This window comes from Kribbella sindirgiensis (assembly GCF_004331435.1).
Taxonomy (GTDB): domain Bacteria; phylum Actinomycetota; class Actinomycetes; order Propionibacteriales; family Kribbellaceae; genus Kribbella; species Kribbella sindirgiensis.
Genome location: NZ_SJKA01000029.1, coordinates 14,997 through 34,065, shown reverse-complemented (window position 1 = coordinate 34,065; position 19,069 = coordinate 14,997). Strand labels below are relative to the sequence as shown.

16 protein-coding genes are annotated in these 19,069 nt (G+C 68.7%); 8 read left to right on the top strand and 8 right to left on the bottom strand.

Features of this window, described 5'->3' with window-relative positions; all coding sequences use genetic code 11:
• From E0H50_RS40655 to E0H50_RS40640, 4 genes are read right to left on the bottom strand one after another with little or no spacing between them, the layout of a single operon-like run.
• Complete coding sequence (locus E0H50_RS40655) at positions 1–255, bottom strand: hypothetical protein (protein ID WP_131296506.1); 255 nt, start codon at positions 253–255, stop codon at positions 1–3.
• A gap of 9 nt (positions 256–264) precedes the next feature.
• Complete coding sequence (locus tag E0H50_RS40650; RefSeq protein WP_131296505.1) at positions 265–1,158, bottom strand: hypothetical protein; 894 nt, start codon at positions 1,156–1,158, stop codon at positions 265–267.
• A gap of 1 nt (position 1,159) precedes the next feature.
• Positions 1,160–2,068, bottom strand: a complete 909-nt coding sequence (locus E0H50_RS40645) for a hypothetical protein (RefSeq protein ID WP_131296504.1) — start codon at positions 2,066–2,068, stop codon at positions 1,160–1,162.
• On the bottom strand, positions 2,058–3,038 hold the full coding sequence (locus E0H50_RS40640) for a helix-turn-helix domain-containing protein (RefSeq protein WP_131296503.1): 981 nt from the start codon (positions 3,036–3,038) through the stop codon (positions 2,058–2,060). The genes E0H50_RS40645 and E0H50_RS40640 overlap by 11 nt, the downstream gene beginning before the upstream one ends.
• Before the next feature lie 85 nt (positions 3,039–3,123).
• Here E0H50_RS40640 and dapF point away from each other — a divergent pair, with 85 nt between their 5' ends.
• Complete coding sequence (gene dapF, locus E0H50_RS40635) at positions 3,124–3,969, top strand: diaminopimelate epimerase (RefSeq protein WP_131296502.1); 846 nt, start codon at positions 3,124–3,126, stop codon at positions 3,967–3,969.
• 72 nt (positions 3,970–4,041) lie between these two features.
• The gene (gene hflX / locus E0H50_RS40630; protein WP_131296501.1) at positions 4,042–5,523 is read left to right on the top strand and encodes a GTPase HflX; all 1,482 of its coding nucleotides are present in this window, start codon (positions 4,042–4,044) and stop codon (positions 5,521–5,523) included.
• Positions 5,524–5,591: 68 nt separating this feature from the next.
• Here the strand turns inward: hflX and E0H50_RS40625 are convergent, their stop codons facing one another.
• Positions 5,592–7,967, bottom strand: a complete 2,376-nt coding sequence (locus tag E0H50_RS40625; RefSeq protein ID WP_131296500.1) for an immune inhibitor A domain-containing protein — start codon at positions 7,965–7,967, stop codon at positions 5,592–5,594.
• A 187-nt stretch (positions 7,968–8,154) separates the two neighbouring features.
• Between E0H50_RS40625 and macS the strand changes: the two genes are divergently transcribed.
• The 5 genes from macS to ligD all read left to right on the top strand — a co-directional run bounded on the left by macS (position 8,155) and on the right by ligD (position 16,107).
• On the top strand, positions 8,155–9,270 hold the full coding sequence (macS, locus tag E0H50_RS40620) for a MacS family sensor histidine kinase (RefSeq protein WP_131296499.1): 1,116 nt from the start codon (positions 8,155–8,157) through the stop codon (positions 9,268–9,270).
• Positions 9,267–9,902: a response regulator gene (locus tag E0H50_RS40615; protein ID WP_131296547.1), complete on the top strand. Its 636-nt coding sequence runs from the start codon at positions 9,267–9,269 to the stop codon at positions 9,900–9,902. Before macS ends, E0H50_RS40615 begins: the two co-directional genes overlap by 4 nt.
• Before the next feature lie 136 nt (positions 9,903–10,038).
• Positions 10,039–12,339 (top strand): protein translocase subunit SecD, encoded by a 2,301-nt coding sequence (gene secD, locus E0H50_RS40610; protein ID WP_131296498.1) that lies wholly within the window; start codon positions 10,039–10,041, stop codon positions 12,337–12,339.
• A gap of 799 nt (positions 12,340–13,138) precedes the next feature.
• A complete protein-coding gene (locus E0H50_RS40605; protein WP_131296497.1) occupies positions 13,139–15,136 on the top strand; it encodes an ATP-dependent DNA helicase in 1,998 nt (665 codons plus the stop codon).
• Positions 15,133–16,107 (top strand): non-homologous end-joining DNA ligase, encoded by a 975-nt coding sequence (gene ligD / locus E0H50_RS40600; RefSeq protein WP_131296496.1) that lies wholly within the window; start codon positions 15,133–15,135, stop codon positions 16,105–16,107. Before E0H50_RS40605 ends, ligD begins: the two co-directional genes overlap by 4 nt.
• A gap of 104 nt (positions 16,108–16,211) precedes the next feature.
• Here ligD and E0H50_RS40595 read toward each other — a convergent pair whose 3' ends face one another.
• Both E0H50_RS40595 and lexA read right to left on the bottom strand, forming a co-directional pair.
• Complete coding sequence (locus E0H50_RS40595; RefSeq protein WP_131296495.1) at positions 16,212–16,721, bottom strand: glutathione peroxidase; 510 nt, start codon at positions 16,719–16,721, stop codon at positions 16,212–16,214.
• A 48-nt stretch (positions 16,722–16,769) separates the two neighbouring features.
• Entirely contained in the window at positions 16,770–17,621 is an 852-nt protein-coding gene (gene lexA / locus E0H50_RS40590) for a transcriptional repressor LexA (RefSeq protein ID WP_131296494.1), read from the bottom strand.
• Between the two features lie 368 nt (positions 17,622–17,989).
• Between lexA and E0H50_RS40585 the strand changes: the two genes are divergently transcribed.
• Positions 17,990–18,484: a LysM peptidoglycan-binding domain-containing protein gene (locus tag E0H50_RS40585; RefSeq protein ID WP_131296493.1), complete on the top strand. Its 495-nt coding sequence runs from the start codon at positions 17,990–17,992 to the stop codon at positions 18,482–18,484.
• On the opposite strand, the gene E0H50_RS40580 is transcribed toward E0H50_RS40585, so the two are convergent.
• Positions 18,485–19,054 (bottom strand): GNAT family N-acetyltransferase, encoded by a 570-nt coding sequence (locus E0H50_RS40580; RefSeq protein WP_238151684.1) that lies wholly within the window; start codon positions 19,052–19,054, stop codon positions 18,485–18,487. It abuts the gene before it with no gap.
• Positions 19,055–19,069: the final 15 nt, after the last annotated feature.

The following is a 19,069-nucleotide window of genomic DNA, read 5'->3' as shown; positions in this document are numbered from 1 at the left end:
CTACTTCTTGAAGCGCTTCGGGGCGGTCGGGAGTGGGGGAGGGGTTGCGGGTGGGGCGTCGGTGTCGGGTTCCAGCCAGCCGTCGTGTTCGGTCAGCAGCTCGTCGAGGGCGGCCTGATCCACCTCGTCCAGTACGACGAGCCACGGATGGTCCTCGTCGTCGTCCTCGCCGTGAAAGCGCCCGCGCCGTACCTCCCCGCCCAGCCGCTCCGCGACCGCGACAGCGTCGTCCTGCTCCCAGAAGTACGCGATCATGAGGCAAAACTAGCGCGTCAGCGTCGTCGAGATCGCCCGCTCCGGGTTCGGCTCGTCCTCGGTGGCCTCGGGCGTCCACTCCAGGCTCGTGTCCATCCGGAGTTTGCCGCCGGCAACGGCTCGGAGCACCAACCGGCCCTGGTCCGGATCGCCCTGCCCGGCCTTGATGAATCCACCGCAGCGCTGGGACCGGCCACTCTCCAGTACGACGTGCTTCAGCCGAACCCCGACGACCGGCTTCCCGTCCTCGCCGGTGAGCGGCCGGAACGTGGTACCGACATCGGCGAGCACGACCACTCCTGAACAGTTCCACGCCGGATAACTGAACTCGCCGACGGGTTGCCCGATCTCGCCGCCGAACAACCGCAGCCGGACCTGCGTCCGCGGCCAGTACTCGTTCGTCTTGTTCGTCCACACGTTTCGGTCCCCGCCGCGTACCGCACCGGACCAGGCACCCGCCAGCCCCGCAGGCATCGCCACCGCCCCGGCATCACGCACCGAGTACTCGCCGTCGCCGATCGGGCTGATCCGGATCGTGTTGGCCTGCCCCGGCGGTACGACGATCAGCGCGCGATGCCGGGCGAACTCCTCGACCAGCTGCCCGCCGGACTCGATCCGCAACCCGCTCGCGGAGCCGATCCGGTAGACGGTGTCCGTGACCACGGATCGAGAGGTGTGCCGGATGACGACGTACCAGTGATCGTCCGGCTGCCGGTCGATGACCGTGATCGCGGCGCCGACCTTGAAATCGCCCATCGGGGTCGCGAACGACGGGCCGACGAACACCTCGACCGACCCGGCCTCGTCGACCGAGATCTCCACCGGACCGAACGAGATCGAGTCCTTCTGCACGCAGCCCGCCATGAGCAGCAACAGGGGGACGAGAAGGATCAGCTTGCGCATGTCAGTCCGCCCTCGTGAGCAGGGCGGCCTGCTCGAGTTGCCCGAGGTCGAGCTCCGACTGGGCACTGACGCTCTTGTACTGCTCGACGTACAACTTGCCGTTGGCAAGCACTGTGAGACTGAACGGCGGCCCGCTGCCGTCCGCGATCCGGACATAGACGCGCTGGATCGAGATCGGCCGGTCCGAGGTGGTGTCCAGGACGAAGGTGTTCTTCTGCGCCGGCCGGGACTCGTGCTGCTCCCGGTCGCCGAAGCTGACGGTGAAGTCCGCCTTCGGCAGGTACGCCGTACCGACGACCTTCGAGCCGGGAAGTTTCCGGGACGGGATCGTGATCGTGATCGGGCGGTCGGGTCGGGTGTATCCCTTGCCCAGCGGGTTGCTGCGCTCGAAGAAGCTGAGCTTCCCGGTCCACCGGCCGACCAGCTCCTTCGGCAGCAGCGGATCCGGCAACGTGCCGCCCGGGCCGGAGGTCGCGGCGGCGATCTGGGTGATCTCGGCGGTCGCGCCCGGGGTCAGCTCGACCACCGTGATCCGCATCCGCAGTGACTGGACGACCTTCCCCGACAGGGAGACCTGCAGCAGCCCGTCCGGCGCGAACTCGAACACCGCCTCCTTCCCGCCCTCGGACGCCAGCACGAACACGACGTACCAGCGGAGCTCGGCGGCTTCCTTCGCGCGCTGCTCCTCGACGCGTTCCGCGGCGGTGGACACCCCCTTGCCGGGGTGGAGGATGTCGAGCTCGAACTGCTCGGCGGCGCCGAAGTCGGCCTTGCCGGAGGAGTCCACCGAGACCGACAACGGTCCGTTCTCGAGGGCGGCCTTGAGTTTGACTCGGTCGTCCTGACCGGAGCAGGCGCTGAGAAGCCCGACGACAAGCAGCAGGCAGACAGAGAGGCGGTCAGCGTTCATCGAGGAGGGCTGCTCCCAGTTCGGTGACGTGGTGGCGGACGGCGCCGCCGTGGCGGACGGTGGTGATCAGGCCGGCTTCCCGCAGTACCGTGGCGTGCTTGCTGGCGCTGCCGACCGACGTACCGACGTGGGCCGCGAGCCCGCTTGTCGTGAGGGTCGTGGCCAGCGCGGCCAGGCATTCGGCGCGGGTCTTGCCCAGCAGCGCCACGAGCTGTGCGGACGCCGTCCGGGGTCCGGCCGGGGATCCAGCGGCCGCGGGGTAGACGAGGACCGGCGGGAGTTCGGGGTCGATGAGCGTGATCGGACGCTCGGTACAGAAGAAGCTCGGCAGGATCGTGAGGCCGCGGCCGCGCAGTTGCACGGTGTGGTGCCGGAGGCCGTAGCCGACCTCCAGCACCTGTCCGTCCCAGCCGATCACCCCAGGGATAGAGCGGAGCAAGGCATCCACACCGCCGCGGGCGAGCGCATCGGCCCGGGTCCTGCGGTCGGTGCCGACGGTTCGGGTCAGCTCGTGCCACACGGGTTCGAGGAGTACGTCGTACCCGGTGTGCATCGCGCCGGCCACGTCGGTGAGGCGGCGATGATCGCCCGCAGCGAGCTCGCGGACCCACTGCGGCGGTGTGCGGCCCGTGAACACCGCTTCGAGGTCCGGACGCAGCAACGTGCGCTGCGTGCGGGCGACGATCTCGCAGCCGGCGCCGATGCTGTCACCGGAGTAGGCCGGGGTGAGGAAGTCGGGGAAGTTCCCTTCGAGCGGTACGAGGGTGAACAGGATGCCCAGCCACTTCCGGGCGTGGTCGTGCGCCGCGACACGGACTGTGGCCTGCTCCCGCCACCGTGCCAGATGCGCCGGCACCAGCGGCTCCCGGGCTGCATGCAGGCTGAGGACGAGCTCCCACAGCGGATCGGGCCCGTCGGCGAGCCGGACCCGGTGGAGGTCGTCCCGGTCGAAGACCATCCGCAGCGTCACGGTTGGAAGTCTGACAGTGAGCGCGGTCCATGCCGTCCGGGGTTTTCGGCTCGGTGAAAAGGCTCTCGACGTAGGCTTGGGCGGTATGAGTACGTTTCCCTGGTTGAAGGGGCACGGGACCGAGAACGACTTCGTGATCCTGCCCGATCCCGACGGTTCCGTGCACGGTGCGCTGGACGCGTCGGTGGTGCGGTTCCTCTGCGACCGGCACGCGGGGCTCGGCGCCGACGGGGTGCTGCGGGTGATCCAGGGCGACAAGCAGTCGTACGTCGAGGACGGCGGCGACTGGTTCATGGACTACCGGAATGCGGACGGTTCGATCGCGGAGATGTGCGGGAACGGCATCCGGGTCTTCGTGAAGTACCTGGCGGAGGCGGGCCTGATCGACGGCAAGCCGGTCCGGATCGGCACCCGCGCGGGCGTCAAGGAGGTCGCGCAGAACGACGACGGCACGCTGACCGCCGACATGGGCGAGCCGAAGCTCCCCGACGCCGCCGGGATCGTGGTCGACGCCAACGGTCACCAATGGACCGCCGTGCACGTCGACATGGGCAACCCGCACGCGGTCGCGTTCGTCGACGACCTGAACGAGCCGGGCAATCTGTGCGATCAGCCGACGTGGTCGCCGGCCGACGCCTTCCCGCACGGGGTCAACGTGGAGTTCGTCGTACGGCGTGGTCCGCGCGACGTCCAGATGCGCGTCCACGAGCGGGGTGCGGGGGAGACGAGGTCGTGCGGCACAGGTACTTGCGCCGTGACCGTGGCCGCGGCACGCCAAGCCCGTGACGAGCGCCCAGTCACGTACCGCGTCGGCGTACCGGGTGGTGAAGTGAGCGTGACGTGGCGTGCGGACAACCACCTGGAACTGACCGGACCGGCCGTTCTGCACGCCCGCGGGGAGTTCGACCGGGCCTGGCTGCCGGGAATCTGAGTTCTGCGTGGGGCGTTGACTCCTGGTAAACGGGTCGCTTGTACTTGAGGCCCGTGCCACCATGGAAGGTATATGACGACCCAATCACACGCATACGAAGAGACCACCGACGTCGAAACCGACCTGACTCAGGGCGATGACTCCGGCGATTCGTTGACGGGTCACGATGAGTATGACCAAGAACTGACTACCGAGGGCCTCGACCTCGAAGAGCGCCAGGCGCTCCGGCGCGTCGTCGGTATGTCCACCGAGCTGACCGACATCAGCGAGGTCGAGTACCGGAAACTGCTGCTCGAGCGGGTGCTGCTGGTCGGCGTCTGGACCGAGGGCAGCGCCGAGGACGCGGAAAACTCGCTGGCCGAGCTGAAGCTGCTCGCCGAGACCGCCGGCTCCGAGGTCCTGGACGGCGTGATCCAGCGGCGCAAGAAGCCCGACCCGGCGACCTTCATCGGTTCCGGCAAGGTGGCCGACCTGCGCAACCTGGTCGCGTCGCTCGGCGCGGACACCGTGATCGCCGACGGCGAGCTGGCGCCCGCGCAGCTGCGCAACCTGGAAGACCGGCTCAAGGTCAAGGTGGTCGACCGGACCGCGCTGATCCTGGACATCTTCGCGCAGCACGCGAAGAGCAAGGAAGGCAAGGCCCAGGTCGAGCTGGCCCAGCTGCAGTACATGAAGCAGCGCCTGCGTGGCTGGGGTGGCAACCTGTCCCGCCAGGCCGGTGGCCGGGTCGGCGCGGCCGGCGGCGGTATCGGCGGCCGTGGTCCTGGTGAAACCAAGATCGAGACCGACCGGCGGCGGATCAACACCAAGATCGCGAAGCTCCGCCGGACGCTCAAGAACATGAAGAGCACCCGGTCGACGATGCGCCAGGAGCGTCGCCGCAACCTGGTCCCGTCGGTCGCGATCGCGGGGTACACCAACGCCGGCAAGTCCTCGCTGCTGAACCAGATCACCGGCGCGGGCGTGCTGGTCGAGGACGCGCTGTTCGCGACCCTGGACCCGACGACCCGCCGGACGACGACCGCGGACGGCCGCGTGTACACGCTGACCGACACGGTCGGGTTCGTTCGGCACCTGCCGCACGACATCGTCGAGGCGTTCCGTTCGACGCTGGAGGAGGTCGCGGACGCCGATCTGCTGCTGCACGTGGTCGACGGTTCGCACCCGGACCCGATCGCGCAGATCCAGGCAGTCCGCGAGGTGCTGGCCGAGATCAACGCGACCGACGTGCCGGAGATCATCGTGATCAACAAGGCCGACGCCGCCGACCCGCTCGCGCTGGCGCCGATCCTGCACCGCGAGCCGGGCGCGATCGTCGTGTCGGCCCGCACCGGCGAAGGCATCGACAAGCTCCGTGAGCTGCTCGAGGGTGCGCTGCCGCAGCCGCACGTGGCCCTCGAGGTCCTGCTGCCGTACGACCGCGGCGACCTGGTCTCGCGGATCCACTCGGAGGGCTCGGTCGAACACCTCGAGCACACCGCCGACGGCACCCGGATGACGGCCCGCGTGCATCCCGCGCTGGCCGGCGACCTCACGCCGTACGCAACCGCCTGAGCAACGCAGCCTGAACAAAACAACAGCCCCCGAAGTCCGCGAGGACCTCGGGGGCTGTTGTCATGCGGTCACTTGCGCTTGCTCACCTGGACGGTCGTCGAGGTGCCGTTCTTGGCGACAACCTTGATGTTGACGCCGTTGTTGGGGATCTTCACGCTGCTCGTCGGCTGGTCCGCGGTCCAGTACGACTTGCTGTCGTTGAAGGTCGGGACGGCGTTCTGGCCGCGGATGTAGCTCGCCTGCCCGTTGATGTGCAGGGTGAACGAGTCCGACTTCTCCAGGCCGAACGGAGCGTCGTACCCGCCGACCCGCGGCCGCCACAGCTGACCGTCGATGCGGTTGATCGGGGTCGGGTGCGAGTCGATCGGCAGGACCAGGCCCTGACCGGGGTGCTCGTTGGTGTTGTTGTCCTCCTGCGAGGTGTCCCAGTACCAGATCAGCAGACCGTCCTGGTACGGGAAGTGCTCCACCTTGTCGCCGAGCGTGCTCACCCAACCGAAGTTGTACGGGCCGGTCTTCAGGTACTGGTCCTGGGCGACGTAGTTGATGTTCGACGCCAGGTAGTAGTTGTCGTGCAGGCTCGTGTACGACGAACCGACCGAGCTGAACCCGTTCAGCGTCCACCCGTCCGGCGAGGTCTCCGCACCGGAGGCGAGCACCGTCGTGGTGCCCGACGTCACCGTGATGTCGTCGGCGAAGAACCCGAGCCCGCCGGCCGCCGGGTCGGTAGCGTAGCGGAACTGCAGGGTGATCGTCTTACCGGCGTACGCCGACAGGTCGAACGTCGCGGGCACCCAGCCGGCGCTCTTGCCGTCGATACCGTTGCCCTCGGCGTCCTTGGTGATGCTGCCCTTGATCGGCTTCGCGCCGGTGCCGTCGTTCACGTCGACGTACGCGTAGTCGCAAGCGTCCGGACCGCAGTCCTCGATGTCCCAGTTCGCCTGGAAGGTGAGTTCCGCGGGCTGACCGGCCGGCAGCGTGACCTGGCGGCTCATCGTGTGCGTGAACTGGTTGCCCTGACCGCTCCACCAGGACTTCGTCCCGGCCGCGGGGTCGACGAGCTGGTGCGTGACCTCCTTCTTCGGAAGCGTCACCACCAGGCCCTGGGCCTTCTTCGAGTTGTACTCGTGCGGGCCGAGCTCGACGGTCCGGTTCTGGCCGGACGCCACGATCTCGTAGTCGAGCCAGCCGAGCTGCAGCTTGTCCCAGGCGCCGAAGTCGGCCGCCTGCTCGCCGATCCCGCCGTCGCTCGGCTTGCCGACCCGGCTCTGCGCCATGATCGTCCACCAGTTCACGCCGTTCTCGACGGCCGCGCCGGAGGTGTCGTAGTGGTCCGGCAGACCGAGGTCGTGGCCGTACTCGTGCGCGAAGACGCTGATGCCGCCGTTCTCCGGCTGGATCGTGTAGTCGAACACGTACATGCCGGTGTCGCCGATCTGGGCACCGCCGGACGGGTTGTTGCTCGGGCCACCGGGGACCTGGACGGCCCAGCGGTGCGACCAGATCGCGTCCTCGCCCTGCTGCGGGTCGCCGTCGGCCTGGTCGCCGCCGGAGTGCACGATCTGGAAGTGGTCGATGTAGCCGTCGGCCTCGTTGAAGTTGCCGTCACCGTCGAAGTCGTAGCGGTCCCACTGGTCGAACGACTTCAGGTCGGCGGCGATCTGCGCCGTGGTCCGGCCGGCCGCCTTCTGGTCGACGACCCACTGGTTCACCGCGTCCTGGATCAGCGCCCAGGTGTTGCTGCAGACGTTCCCGGCGCACGGGTACCCGTTCGACCGGCCGTAGCGGGCCTCGTTGTACTTGACCTTGACCCAGTCGGTGACCTGGCCGTCGACGCTGTACCGGCCGGACGACTGCTTCTCGTAGTACTTCTTCACCGAGTTGCCGGTGCCGAAGTACAGGTCCTGGTAGTGCTGGCGGTTGTAGTCCGACTGCCAGACGGTCGAGTTGTCGACGGACCGGTCCGGCTCCGGGATCGCGTTGTGCAGCGGGCCCTCGAAGGTCGCGGGACCGGGGATGCTCGGTGCCTGGTCCTTGTCCGGGTAGTTCGGGTGCCGCTCGTTTCCGAACTCGGCCAGTACGACGAAGATCTTGTCGGTCTTCTCGCGGGACAGCTCGACGTACTGGTCGACCCGGCCCTTGGCGTTCTTGGTGCCCTTGGCACCGGCGGCCTTGGTTCCGAGCTTGACGACCGTGCTGCCGTTGCGCTGCTCGGGCGTCGCCTGGCCGTTGATGACCTTGGTCAGCGCCTCCTGCCGCAGCTCGCGGCGCTTGTCCTCGAGCGGGCTGGACAGCTCGTCGGACACCGGTGCAGGCTCACTTGCGCTCGGCGCCGACCCTGGTTTGGACGGTGTGGCGGCGTTGCCTGACGAGGCTGCGGCGATGCCGAGCCCGGTCGTCGCCGCCAAAGCCAGGCTGAACAGCCCAGCGGGTAGCTTGCGCACGATTCCCCTCCGTGTCTGATAACGCATAGTGTTCGTAGCTCCCCCGAGCGTGTTTTGCGCGAGAGTACGGGGAAATTAGCGTCAGCTGAAGTGGAACTGAGGAAATGCTGTGAACGAGCGGGGAAACCTGCGTTCTGAGTAGTAGGGCTCACGCGCCGCAGCCCCGCTCCTTGGCAGACTGTCCCGGGTGGAGCGCGAGACCGTGGACCTGCTGCAGCCCCTGTGGCGTGCGCTGGTCGTGTTCCGCCTGCTGACCTGGGCGTTCGCGTGCTTCGGCGTGTGGACCCGCTGGGACGGCATCGTCCGCCCGTACGGCGCAGTGCTGCAGCTGGCCGTGATGGGGGTCTGGACGCTGATCTCGTCGTACGGCTACAGCCGCCGCTGGGGACGCCGGAACACGCGGCTCGCGTTCGCCGACCTGATCATCACGGTCGGCTGCATGTTCGCGACCCTGTGGGCGCAGCCGCTGCTCGACATCCGCGCCGGCGCCTCCGTACTGACCTCGGTGTGGGCGGCCGGGCCGGTCCTCGCGCTCGCGATCTCCCGCGGCCGCGACGGCGGCCTGCTCGGCGCCGCGACGATCAGCCTCGCTCTGCTGTCGCTGCGCGGGGTCGACAACGTGTCGAAGATCCTGTCGAACGTCCAGTTGCTGCTGGTGGCCGGTCTGGTCGTCGGATACGCCGCTTCGACCATGCGGCAGGCGGGCGTGCGGCTGCGTGAGGCGATCGCGGCGGAGAGCGCGACCGCGGAGCGGCTGCGGCTCAGTCGCTCGATCCACGACGGCGTACTGCAGGTCCTGGCGCAGGTACAGCGGCGCGGTACGGCGATCGGCGGCGAAGCGACCGAACTGGCCCAGCTGGCCGCCGAACAGGAAGTTGCCCTCCGCACCTTGATGTCCACCCGCCCGACCGTGGCGACGGGTGATCGCGTTGATCTGTGTGGATTGTTGTTGCCACTGGCCACGACCCGGATCGACGTCGTCGTCCCCGCCACGCAGGTCCTGCTGCCCGCGTCCACCGCCGGAGAACTGGTTGCCGCGGTCAAGGAAGCACTGAGCAACGTGACGAAGCACGCCGGGCCCGGCGCCAGGTCCTGGGTAGTGGTCGAGGACCTCGGCGCGGAAATCCTGGTGTCGGTCCGCGACGACGGAGTCGGTACGACGCCGGCGCGCCTGGAACAGGCCCGCGCGGACGGGCACCTCGGCGTGAGCCAGTCGATCCGCGGCCGGATCGCCGACCTGGGCGGCACCGTCACGGTCCGCACCGCCCCGGGCGAAGGAACCGAATGGGAGCTGAAGATATGACGCGGGTGATGATCGTCGACGACCATCCGATGTGGCGCGAAGGTGTCGCACGGGATCTGGGGAGTCGCGGGTACGACGTGTGCGCGACCGCCTCGGACGTCGCGAGCGCGGTGAAGATCGCGCTGGCGACCCGCCCGGACGTGGTCGTGATGGACCTGCAACTCGGCGACGGCTCCGGCGTCGACGCGACCCGCGAGATCACCACGGCCCTCCCCGACACCCGCGTCCTGGTGCTGTCGGCCAGCGCCGAGCAGGACGACGTACTCGCGGCGGTCAAGAACGGCGCGTCCGGGTATCTGGTGAAGTCCGCCTCGCTGGACGAGTTCGACGAGGCGGTACGCCGTACCGCCGAAGGCGACGCGATCTTCAGCGCGGGCCTGGCCGGACTGCTGCTGGGCGAGTACCGCCGCCTGGGGGAGACCGGCCCCGAGGTCCCGCACCTCACCGACCGCGAAACCGAAGTCCTCCGCCTGGTAGCCCGAGGCCTCACCGCCAAACAGATCGCCACCCGCCTGGTCCTCTCCCACCGCACCGTAGAGAACCACGTCCAGAACACCCTCCGAAAACTCCAACTCCACAACCGAGCCGAGCTGGTCCGCTACGCCATAGAAAACGGCCTCGACACCGACTGACCAGGCGCGACGTGGTCGCTTGTGGGGTTGTGAGGGGGAGGGGTTGAATGGCGTTCGTACACTGTGCGTTCCACGTCTGCGTGGATGCTCTCTGTCATGACACCTGTACTGCGGGTGCCTATCTCCGGAGGATTCGGTGAACCGGTCGTCCCTCGTCCGCGCACTGCTCGCCTTTATGATTCTGGCGGCGTCCACGTACGTCACGCTGACGGCGAAGCCGCAGCTCGGTCTCGATCTGCGCGGCGGGACGCAGATCGTGCTCGAGGCGAAGGACTCGCCGACGGTCAAGGCGAACAAGGAGACCACCGACAAGGCCACCCAGGTCCTGCGCCGGCGGATCGACGCGCTCGGCGTCAGCGAGCCGAACGTCACCCGCCAGGGCGAGAAGCGGATCATCGTCGAGCTGCCCGGCGTCCAGGACCCGCGCGAGGCCGCCAAGGTGATCGGCAAGACCGCGCAGCTCACGTTCCACGAGGTGCTCGACCAGGTCGCGGCCAAACCGGCCAAACCGGCGGCGGGGGAGACGTACCTGCCGCCCGAGAGCGGCCAGGGCCTCCTGCGGCTCGCCAAACCCGCCATGACCGGCGAGCTGGTCAGCGGCGCCGAGGGCCGGCTCGACCCGCAGCAGGTCGCGCAGGGCTGGTTCGTCGAGATGAACTTCAAGGGCGACGGCGGCAAGATCTGGGCGAACATCACCGGCAAGGCCGCCTGCCAGCCGGTCGGTACGCCGCAACGCCTGATCGCGATCGTCCTCGACAACGAGGTGATCAGCTCGCCGCAGGTCGACCCGAACGGCGGCAACCAGCTGTGCAAGGTCGGCATCGCCGGCGGCTCCACCACGATCTCCGGTTCCTTCACCGAGGAAGGCGCGAAGGACCTGGCTGCGCTGATCTCCGGTGGCGCGCTGCCCGTTCCGGTCGAGGTGATCGACCAGCGCACGGTCGGCCCGTCGCTCGGTCAGAACGCGATCCAGGCCAGCGCGCTGGCCGCGATCATCGGCCTCGCGCTGACCGCGCTGTTCATCATCGTGGTCTATCGCCTCGTCGGCCTGATGGCCGTCATCGGCCTGCTGGGGTACGCCGCGATGTCGTACGCCGCCCTGACCGCGCTCGGGGCCACGCTCACCCTGCCCGGCCTCGCAGGTTTCGTCCTCGCGATCGGAATGGCGGTCGACGCGAACGTCCTGGTCTTCGAACGCGCCCGTGAGGACTTCATCGCGGGCCGCACCGACGGCCTGCGCCGATCGCTGCGCAGCGGTTTCCAGAACGCGCTGTCCGCGATCGCCGACTCCAACATCACCACGCTCCTGGCGGCCGCTCTGCTGTTCTTCCTGGCGGCCGGTCCCGTCCGCGGCTTCGGCGTCACGCTCTCGATCGGTGTGATCGCCTCGATGCTGTCGGCGCTCGTGGTGACCCGCGTCCTCGCCGAGTTCGTCGTGTCGCGCGGGTTCGTCCTGCGTCGTCCGGCCCTGAGCGGGATCGCCGGCCACGGCCGGGTGCGGACCTGGCTGGAAGCCCGGCGGCCCGCGTTGATGAAGCACAGCCGCCGCTGGCTGGTGATCACCGCGGTCGCGATCGTCGTGAGCGTCGCGGGCGTCGCCGTCCGCGGGCTGAACCTCGGCATCGAGTTCACCGGCGGCCGGCTGATCGAGGTCAGTACGGCGCAACGGATCACCCCGGACCAGGCGCGCGCCGCCGTTGCCGAGGCCGGGTACCCGACCGCCGTCGTACAAGCGTCCGGGACCGATGACATCACCGTGCGGACCGGCACGATCAGCGACGACGAGGCGGTGAAGATCAAGGAGTCGCTGGCCCGGATCGGGGGCGACGCCGAGGTGATCCGCAACGAGAGCATCGGCCCGTCACTCGGTGAGGAGCTGCGGAACAAGGGCCTGATCGCCCTCGGCATCGCCCTGCTCGCCCAGCTGGCGTACCTCGCCGCGCGGTTCCGGTGGACGTTCGGCGCCGGCGCCGTCCTCGCGCTGCTGCAGAACGTCTCGGTCGTGGTCGGTGTCTTCGCCTGGACCGGCAAGCCGATCGACGGCATCTTCCTGGCCGCGATCCTGACCGTCATCGGGTACACGGTGAACGACTCGGTGGTCGTCTTCGACCGGATCCGCGAGACCCGCAGCGCCCGGGCCACCGATAACCTCGGCACGACCATCGACACCGCGATCGTGAACGTCCTGCCACGAACCATCAACACCGGTATCTCGACCCTGTTCATCCTCGCCGCGTTGCTGTTCCTCGGCGGCGACTCGCTCGCCGACTTCTCCCTGGCGCTGTTGCTCGGAATCCTCGTCGGCACCTACTCCTCCAACCTCACCGCGGCCCCGTTCCTCCTCGAACTCGAACGCCGCTACCCGGCGCCGCCCCCGCGCCCCAAACGCACCCAAGTGGACCGCGACGCCCAACCCGACCGCGGCGCCGTCGTCTGACCCGAGGGGTCATCCGGCTCCCCTGTCCGATGTGTGGGTGGTGATCAACCCGGTCTGGGATCAGGGAACAGGCAATGGTGGGTAGGCACCTGGTATTGCCTGTCCCGAGTCACCATTGCCTGTTCCCAGTCCCTAGTGCGTGTTCCTGGTGCGTGTCCTCGGTTGCCGCGATCGGTCGGGTGCATCGAGTGGCGGGTTTCGGCGGCGCCCCGCGACGGTGAGTGCTCTCGTCGGAGCGGGTGAGCTGTCTTGGTGGGAAAGAAACTGTCACGATCTGCAACTTTGTTTCCCCGCTGTTCGGGGTTCGCCCCTGGTCCGGGCAGCAGAGCAAGCCCACACTGCCACCCACGACTTCTCCAGGGCACGACTTCCCGGGGGGGGACAGAGCTCCCCAAACCGGTTTGGGGACGATGACGTGCCGTTGTGGGGGGTGCAGGGCTCCCCAAACCGGTTCGGGGGGATCACCTGCTGTCGTGGGGGTGTGTCGCTCCCCGAACTGGTTTGGGGCGGATTACCTGCTGTTGTGAGGGGTGTGGGGCTCCCCGAACTGGTTTGGGGAGCGACAGCGGCGGCGGGGTTTGTGGGGTGCGGGGCGGCTCGATAGGTAGTGCGCCGGTGGGGCGCCGTGCGCGCGGGCGTGATCACGTTCAGGTGCACTACCCAGCCGCTCGACACGTCCTCATGAGAACGCACACTCAGGCGCCCGCGCCGCGCCGACCACCCACACATCGGTCACAAGATCCGGTTATCCACACCCCGGTCCGCCGGAGCGAAATCTGTCCGGGGTGCGGGCTAGGGTATGGCGGTGGGTGTTGATGTGCGGGATCTGCTGGAAGCTGCCGTGGCCGGGATTGCCGGTCAGACACGGCCGGGGCAGGTGGAGATGGCGCAGGCCGTCGACACCGCGATGCACGACGGATCGCATCTGCTCGTCCAGGCGGGTACCGGCACCGGCAAGTCCCTCGGGTACCTCGTGCCCGCGCTGCTGCACGCGATCGAGGACCGTCGCGTGGTCGTTTCCACGGCGACCCTCGCGCTGCAGTCCCAGCTCGTCGACCGCGACGTACCGGCGTTGCTCGACGCGACCGAGAAGCTCTTGCCCCGCCGCCCGGTGTATGCGATCCAGAAGGGGCGGAACAACTACGCCTGCCTGCACCGGATCCGGGAGGGTGCTCCGGACGACGACGGCATGCTCGTCGACGTGCCGCCGTCGGGGGAGGTCGGCCGTCAGGTCGTCGAGCTCCGCGACTGGGCGGAGCAGCAGCTCGCCGACGGTGAGGCCGGCGACCGGGACCACGCCCCGTCGCACCAGTACCAGGCGTGGCAGCAGGTCGCGATCAGCGCGCGCGAGTGTCTCGGCGCGCAGAAGTGCCCGTACGGCGAGGAGTGCTTCGCCGAGAAGGCCAAGGAACACGCCCGCAAGGCCGATATCGTCATCACCAACCACGCCCTGCTCTCGATCGACGCCTTCGAGAACCGCACCGTCCTGCCTGAGCACGACGTCGTCATCGTCGACGAGGCCCACGAGCTGCCCGCCCGGGTCACCGGTGCGGCCGGCGACGAGCTGTCACCGCAGATGGTCGAGCGGGCCGCCAAGCGCGGTCGCCGGTTCGTCGACGACGACAAGGCCGACGACCTGATCGACGCCTCCGACGCGCTCCGGGCCGCGCTCGACGGCACCCGCGAGGGCCGGATCGAGCCGTCCAACGCACCGGTCCTGGAGGCCGCCGCCCTGGTCCGCGACGCGGCCCGCGGCATGTACTCCGACCTGAACAAGAAGTCCGACGACAAGGATGACGACCCGGACGGCGCCAAGCGGCAGTCCAAGGGTGCCGTCAAGGAGATCTTCGACGTCGCCGAACGCGTCGCCGCGCTGAGCGACGCCGACGTCGTCTGGATGACCGACCGCGACCGCTACGGCCGCGAGCTCCGGATCGCCCCGCTCACCGTCGCCGGCCTGCTCCGCGAACTGGTGCTCCGCGACCGTACGGCGGTGCTCACCTCGGCGACGCTGACGCTCGGCGGTGACTTCGACGCGATCGCTCGCCAGGTCGGCCTGCGGCCCGCCGACAAGCTCGCCGACGACGACGAGATGCCGGAGCTGGACGACGCCGAGGAGAAGGGCCCGCTGCCGTGGCGCGGGCTCGACGTCGGCTCCCCGTTCGAGTACGAGAAGCAGGCGATCCTGTACGTCGCCAAGCACCTCCCCGCACCGCACCGCGACGGGCTGGGCAAGAAGCAGTTCGAGGAGATCATCGACCTGATCACCGCGGCCGGCGGACGGACCCTCGGCCTGTTCTCGTCCCGCCGCGCGGCGGAGGCGGCGACGGCCGCGGTCCGCGAGGCCACCGACCTCAAGGTGCTCTGCCAGGGCGACGCACAACTCGGCGAGCTGGCCCGCGAGTTCGTCGAGGACCCGGAGACCTCGCTGTTCGGCACGCTGTCGCTGTGGCAGGGGATCGACGTACCGGGGTCGACCTGCAACCTGGTGATCATCGACCGGATCCCGTTCCCGCGCCCGGACGAGCCGTTGATGGCGGCCCGCCAGCGTGCCGTCGACGAAGCGGGCGGCAACGGGTTCATGTCCGTGGCCGCGACGCACGCCGGACTGCTGCTCGCGCAGGGCACCGGCCGGCTGATCCGCCGCAGCTCGGACCGCGGCGTCGTCGCGATCCTCGACCCCCGCATCGTCACCCAGCGGTACGGCGCGTTCCTGCGCGCCTCCTTGCCGCCGATGTGGCCGACCGCCGATCGTGAGAAGGTGCTCGGCGCGCTGAAGCGGTTGCAGACCACATGAGCCCCGTGACCGGTCCGCCGGTGCTGCCGATGATGGCGTCGCTGGGGCAGATGCCGTCCGGAGCGGGCTGGTCCTACGAGATGAAGTGGGACGGCATCCGCGTCATCGCGGAGGTCGACGACGGAGTCTGCCGGCTGTGGTCGCGCAACAGCCACGACGTGTCCGGCGGCTACCCCGAGCTGATCGGCCTGGCGGAGGCGCCGGGACTGCGACTGCCCGCCGTACTGGACGGCGAGATCGTCACGCTCGACGAGAACGGCGCACCGTCCTTCGGCCTGCTGCAGCGCCGGATGCATGTCCGCGACCCCCGCCAGCTCCGGCATCTGATCACCGAGGTGCCGGTGTCCGTCCGGCTGTTCGACCTGCTCCGCTTCGACGGCGAGTGGTTGCTAGAGGCAACGTACGACGATCGTCGCGGACTGCTCGAATCACTGGACATCGGCGACCCGTTCTGGGAAGTGCCGCCGGCGCTGCTGGACGGCGACCAGGCACTCGAACAGTCCGCTGCGCAAGGACTCGAGGGAGTGGTGGCGAAGCGGCGCAAGTCGCGGTACCTGCCGGGGCGGCGCAGCGCCGACTGGATCAAGATCAAGCCGGTGCTGACCAGAGACGTCGTACTGTGCGGCTGGCATCCGGGGGAGGGCAACCGGGAAGGGAAGATCGGCTCCTTCTACTGCGGCGCGTACGCCGACGGCGAGCTGGTGCTGATCGGGAAGGTCGGCTCCGGACTCGACTTCGCGACCCTGGACCTTCTGAGCGCCGAACTGACCGGTCTCGAGATCGACCGGCCGGCGTTCGACCCGTCGAGCATCCCGCTGACGGACCGGCGCCGCGCGCACTGGCTCGACCCCGCGCTGGTCGCCGAGGTCACCTACTCCGGCTGGGGCGGCGACGGCCGGTTGCGGCATCCGGTATGGCGCGGTCTACGCCTCGACATCAACCCGGAATCGGTCCTCGTAGAGCGCCCCTGAATACATTCGAGACATGCGGCAGCGACCGAATTGTTCGAAATGCGGATAATGTTCTGCGGCGCTGAGACATTCGCTGTTCAACTGTCGCAGAAAATGACCGAATTTCAGTCGTTCGTTTCCCGGGACGGCGCCGGTACCGCGAGTGCGGACTCGATCTTGTCGACCAGTTTCTCCGGCGCGTGGGTCGGCGCGTAGCGCGCGATCACCGCCCCGTCGCGACCCAGGAGGAACTTGGTGAAGTTCCACTTGATCCGGCCGCCGAGCAGGCCGCCCTGCTCGCGCTTCAGCCAGTTGTACAACGGGAGCGTCCGCGACCCGTTGACGTCGATCTTGGCGAACATCGGGAACGTGACGTGGTAGATCGTCGAGCAGAAGTTCGCGATCTCGTTCTCGTCACCGGGCTCCTGGTGGCCGAACTGGTCGCAGGGGAAACCGAGGACCGAGAAGCCCTGCCGGCGGTACGTCCGGTAGAGCTTCTGCAGACCCGTGTACTGCGGAGTCTGGGCGCACTGCGAGGCCGTGTTCACCACCAGGAGCACCTGGTCGCGGAAATCGGCAAGAGACTGTTCATTGCCTTCGATCCGCGTGGCGCTGAAGTCATAGACAGTCGTCATGACTCAATGCTGACACGACCCGCCCGACTTCGCTCGCCGTCCGATATGTCAGACTCGGCGCAGAACTGTTACGACCTTTCCGAGAATGACCGCGTCCTTGCCGTCGATCGGCTCGAAAGCGGGGTTGTGTGGTAGCAGCAGGATCTCGGTCTTGGTCTTCTTGAACGTCTTCACGGTCGCCTCGCCGTCGATCATCGCGGCCACGATGTCGCCGTTCTCCGCGGTCTGCTCCTGCCGCACGACCACCCAGTCGCCGTCGCAGATGGCCGCGTCGATCATCGACTCGCCCTTGACCTTCAGCATGAACAGCGTGCCCTCGCCGACCATTGCCTTGGGCAACGGGAAGACCTCTTCGATCTCCTGCTCGGCGAGGATCGGGTTACCGGCGGCGATCTGGCCGACCACCGGCACGTACACGGCGTCCGGATGCGCGTCGCCGGCCCCGGTCTCGTCGTACGTCGTCTGCCGCACCGAACCGATCGCCGACCGGCGCGCCGCCGCGTCGAGCTCGCCGGGGTAGCGGACCTCGATCGCCCGCGGCCGGTTCGGGTCGCGGCGGAGCAGGCCCTTCTGCTCGAGCACCCGCAGCTGGTGCGACACCGAGGACGAGCTGGTCAGGCCGACCCGCTCACCGATCTCGCGCATCGACGGCGGGTAGCCGCGGCTGTCCACCGAGTCGCGGATCACGTCCAGCACGCGGCGCTGGCGCGGGGTCAGCCCGGTCGCGTCCGCCGGTCCGTCCGGCAGCTCCGCGACGGTGCGGTCCGCCTTGCTCGCGGCCTTCTCCTCGCCGCCCCGGGCCGGGTTTTGCTGCCCCGCCCCGCCGCCCCGGGCCGGGTTTTGCTGCCCCGCCCCGCCGCCCCGGTCGTCTTTGCTGGAACCGCTCGGCGTCCTGGCCATCGGTGGTAGCTCCTCGGGTCGGGCCGGCGATCGTCCCACCGGCCGAAACTTGCTCGACTGAGATGACCGTAGACCGAATCCTGAGATTCTTCAAACATCTGTTCGAAGGCGTGTCGGTTCGCATGTTTGTTCGGGTGTCAGGTTATAAGGCGCACGCGGGGTGCTGTCGCGGCAGGGAATTTCCTGGGCGTGTCCTGGTTGGAAGTGGTTGCGCGAAGGGCGGCTGTCGGTTAATCATTCGTACAGACGTTCGATCGAACAGGTGTTCGGGTTGGTCGGACAGGTGGTCTCCGGAAACTGTCGGAGGCGGCTAGTAGACAGGACTCGACACCGCAGGACGCGCACCGAACAGAGGTCTGGAGGACCCGATGAGCACAGCAGCCGTAGCGGCCGAAGTACTGGGCCGACACCGCTCGCCGGAGGCCACGCCGGTTGTGCCGACTCCCACGAAGGCGCCGCGGCGGCGTCCTCGGATCGAGGGTGCGAGCACCGACCGGATGCCGGTTCGCGGGTGCTCGGGTGAAGAGCTCGGGCGCCGCGCGTCGGTGCAGGCGGAGCCGGCCACCCTCCGGCTGACCCGACGCGGCCGGATGTTGCTGACCGCCGTCTCGGTCCTGGTCTTCGGCGCGGCGATCCTCGTCCTCGGCCTCCGGGTCGCCGGCGTTCTCGAGCCCGGCCCGCAGTTCACCCACACCGTCCCGGTGCAGGTCGCCCCGGGCCAGACCCTGTGGTCCATCGCTCAGGACACCAACCCCGGCCAGGACCCTGCCACGGTCGTGGAGAGGATCGCCAACCTCAACAACCTCACCACCCCCGCCGACATCACCCCCGGCCAAACCCTGCAGATCCCCGTCGCCCGTTGATCACTCCCGCGCGGTGCGCCACTCGTCGTCGAGGAGCGCGTAGACGTATTCGTCGCCCCATTCGCCCTTGAATCGAAGGGCATGCAGGTGATGCGCCTCGCGCCGCATCCCGAGCCGTTCGAGCAACCGCGCCGAGGCAGCGTTCCGGGCGTCCAGGACAGCCACGATCCGGTGCAACCCGAGCTCCTCGAAGCCGACCCGCAGCATCTCCCGCGCAGCCTCCGCCGCGAGCCCCTTGCCCTGAAAATCGGTGTGCAGCGCGAACCCGATCTCGCCCTGACGATCGGCCTCGCTCGCCCACTTCAGTAGCACTTCGCCGATCACGGTCCCGGTCTCGCGCAGCTCGATCGCCAGTACCAGCCATTGACCGTCAGCGGTCAACTCACCCTGCGGGAGCTTCCGCTCCAGTGCGGCCCGCGTTTCCTCCCGGTTCCGTACGGGCCACGGCGTGTATCGCACGACCTCCGGCCGCGAGTGAAACGCGAACAGGTCGTCCAGGTCGTCCATCCGATGCGGCCGCAACTCCAGCCGCTCGGTCAGCAGCGGGTACGCGGGTCGAAATCCAGTCACGGCACCATCCTCGGC

Coding starts and splice junctions, on each gene's coding strand:
- E0H50_RS40655 (WP_131296506.1), bottom strand. CDS start 255: ATGATCGCGTACTTCTGGGAGCAGGACGACGCTGTCGCGGTCGCGGAG.
- E0H50_RS40650 (WP_131296505.1), bottom strand. CDS start 1,158: ATGCGCAAGCTGATCCTTCTCGTCCCCCTGTTGCTGCTCATGGCGGGC.
- E0H50_RS40645 (WP_131296504.1), bottom strand. CDS start 2,068: ATGAACGCTGACCGCCTCTCTGTCTGCCTGCTGCTTGTCGTCGGGCTT.
- dapF (WP_131296502.1), top strand. CDS start 3,124: ATGAGTACGTTTCCCTGGTTGAAGGGGCACGGGACCGAGAACGACTTC.
- hflX (WP_131296501.1), top strand. CDS start 4,042: ATGACGACCCAATCACACGCATACGAAGAGACCACCGACGTCGAAACC.
- E0H50_RS40615 (WP_131296547.1), top strand. CDS start 9,267: ATGACGCGGGTGATGATCGTCGACGACCATCCGATGTGGCGCGAAGGT.
- E0H50_RS40605 (WP_131296497.1), top strand. CDS start 13,139: ATGGCGGTGGGTGTTGATGTGCGGGATCTGCTGGAAGCTGCCGTGGCC.
- ligD (WP_131296496.1), top strand. CDS start 15,133: ATGAGCCCCGTGACCGGTCCGCCGGTGCTGCCGATGATGGCGTCGCTG.
- E0H50_RS40595 (WP_131296495.1), bottom strand. CDS start 16,721: ATGACGACTGTCTATGACTTCAGCGCCACGCGGATCGAAGGCAATGAA.
- lexA (WP_131296494.1), bottom strand. CDS start 17,621: ATGGCCAGGACGCCGAGCGGTTCCAGCAAAGACGACCGGGGCGGCGGG.
- E0H50_RS40585 (WP_131296493.1), top strand. CDS start 17,990: ATGAGCACAGCAGCCGTAGCGGCCGAAGTACTGGGCCGACACCGCTCG.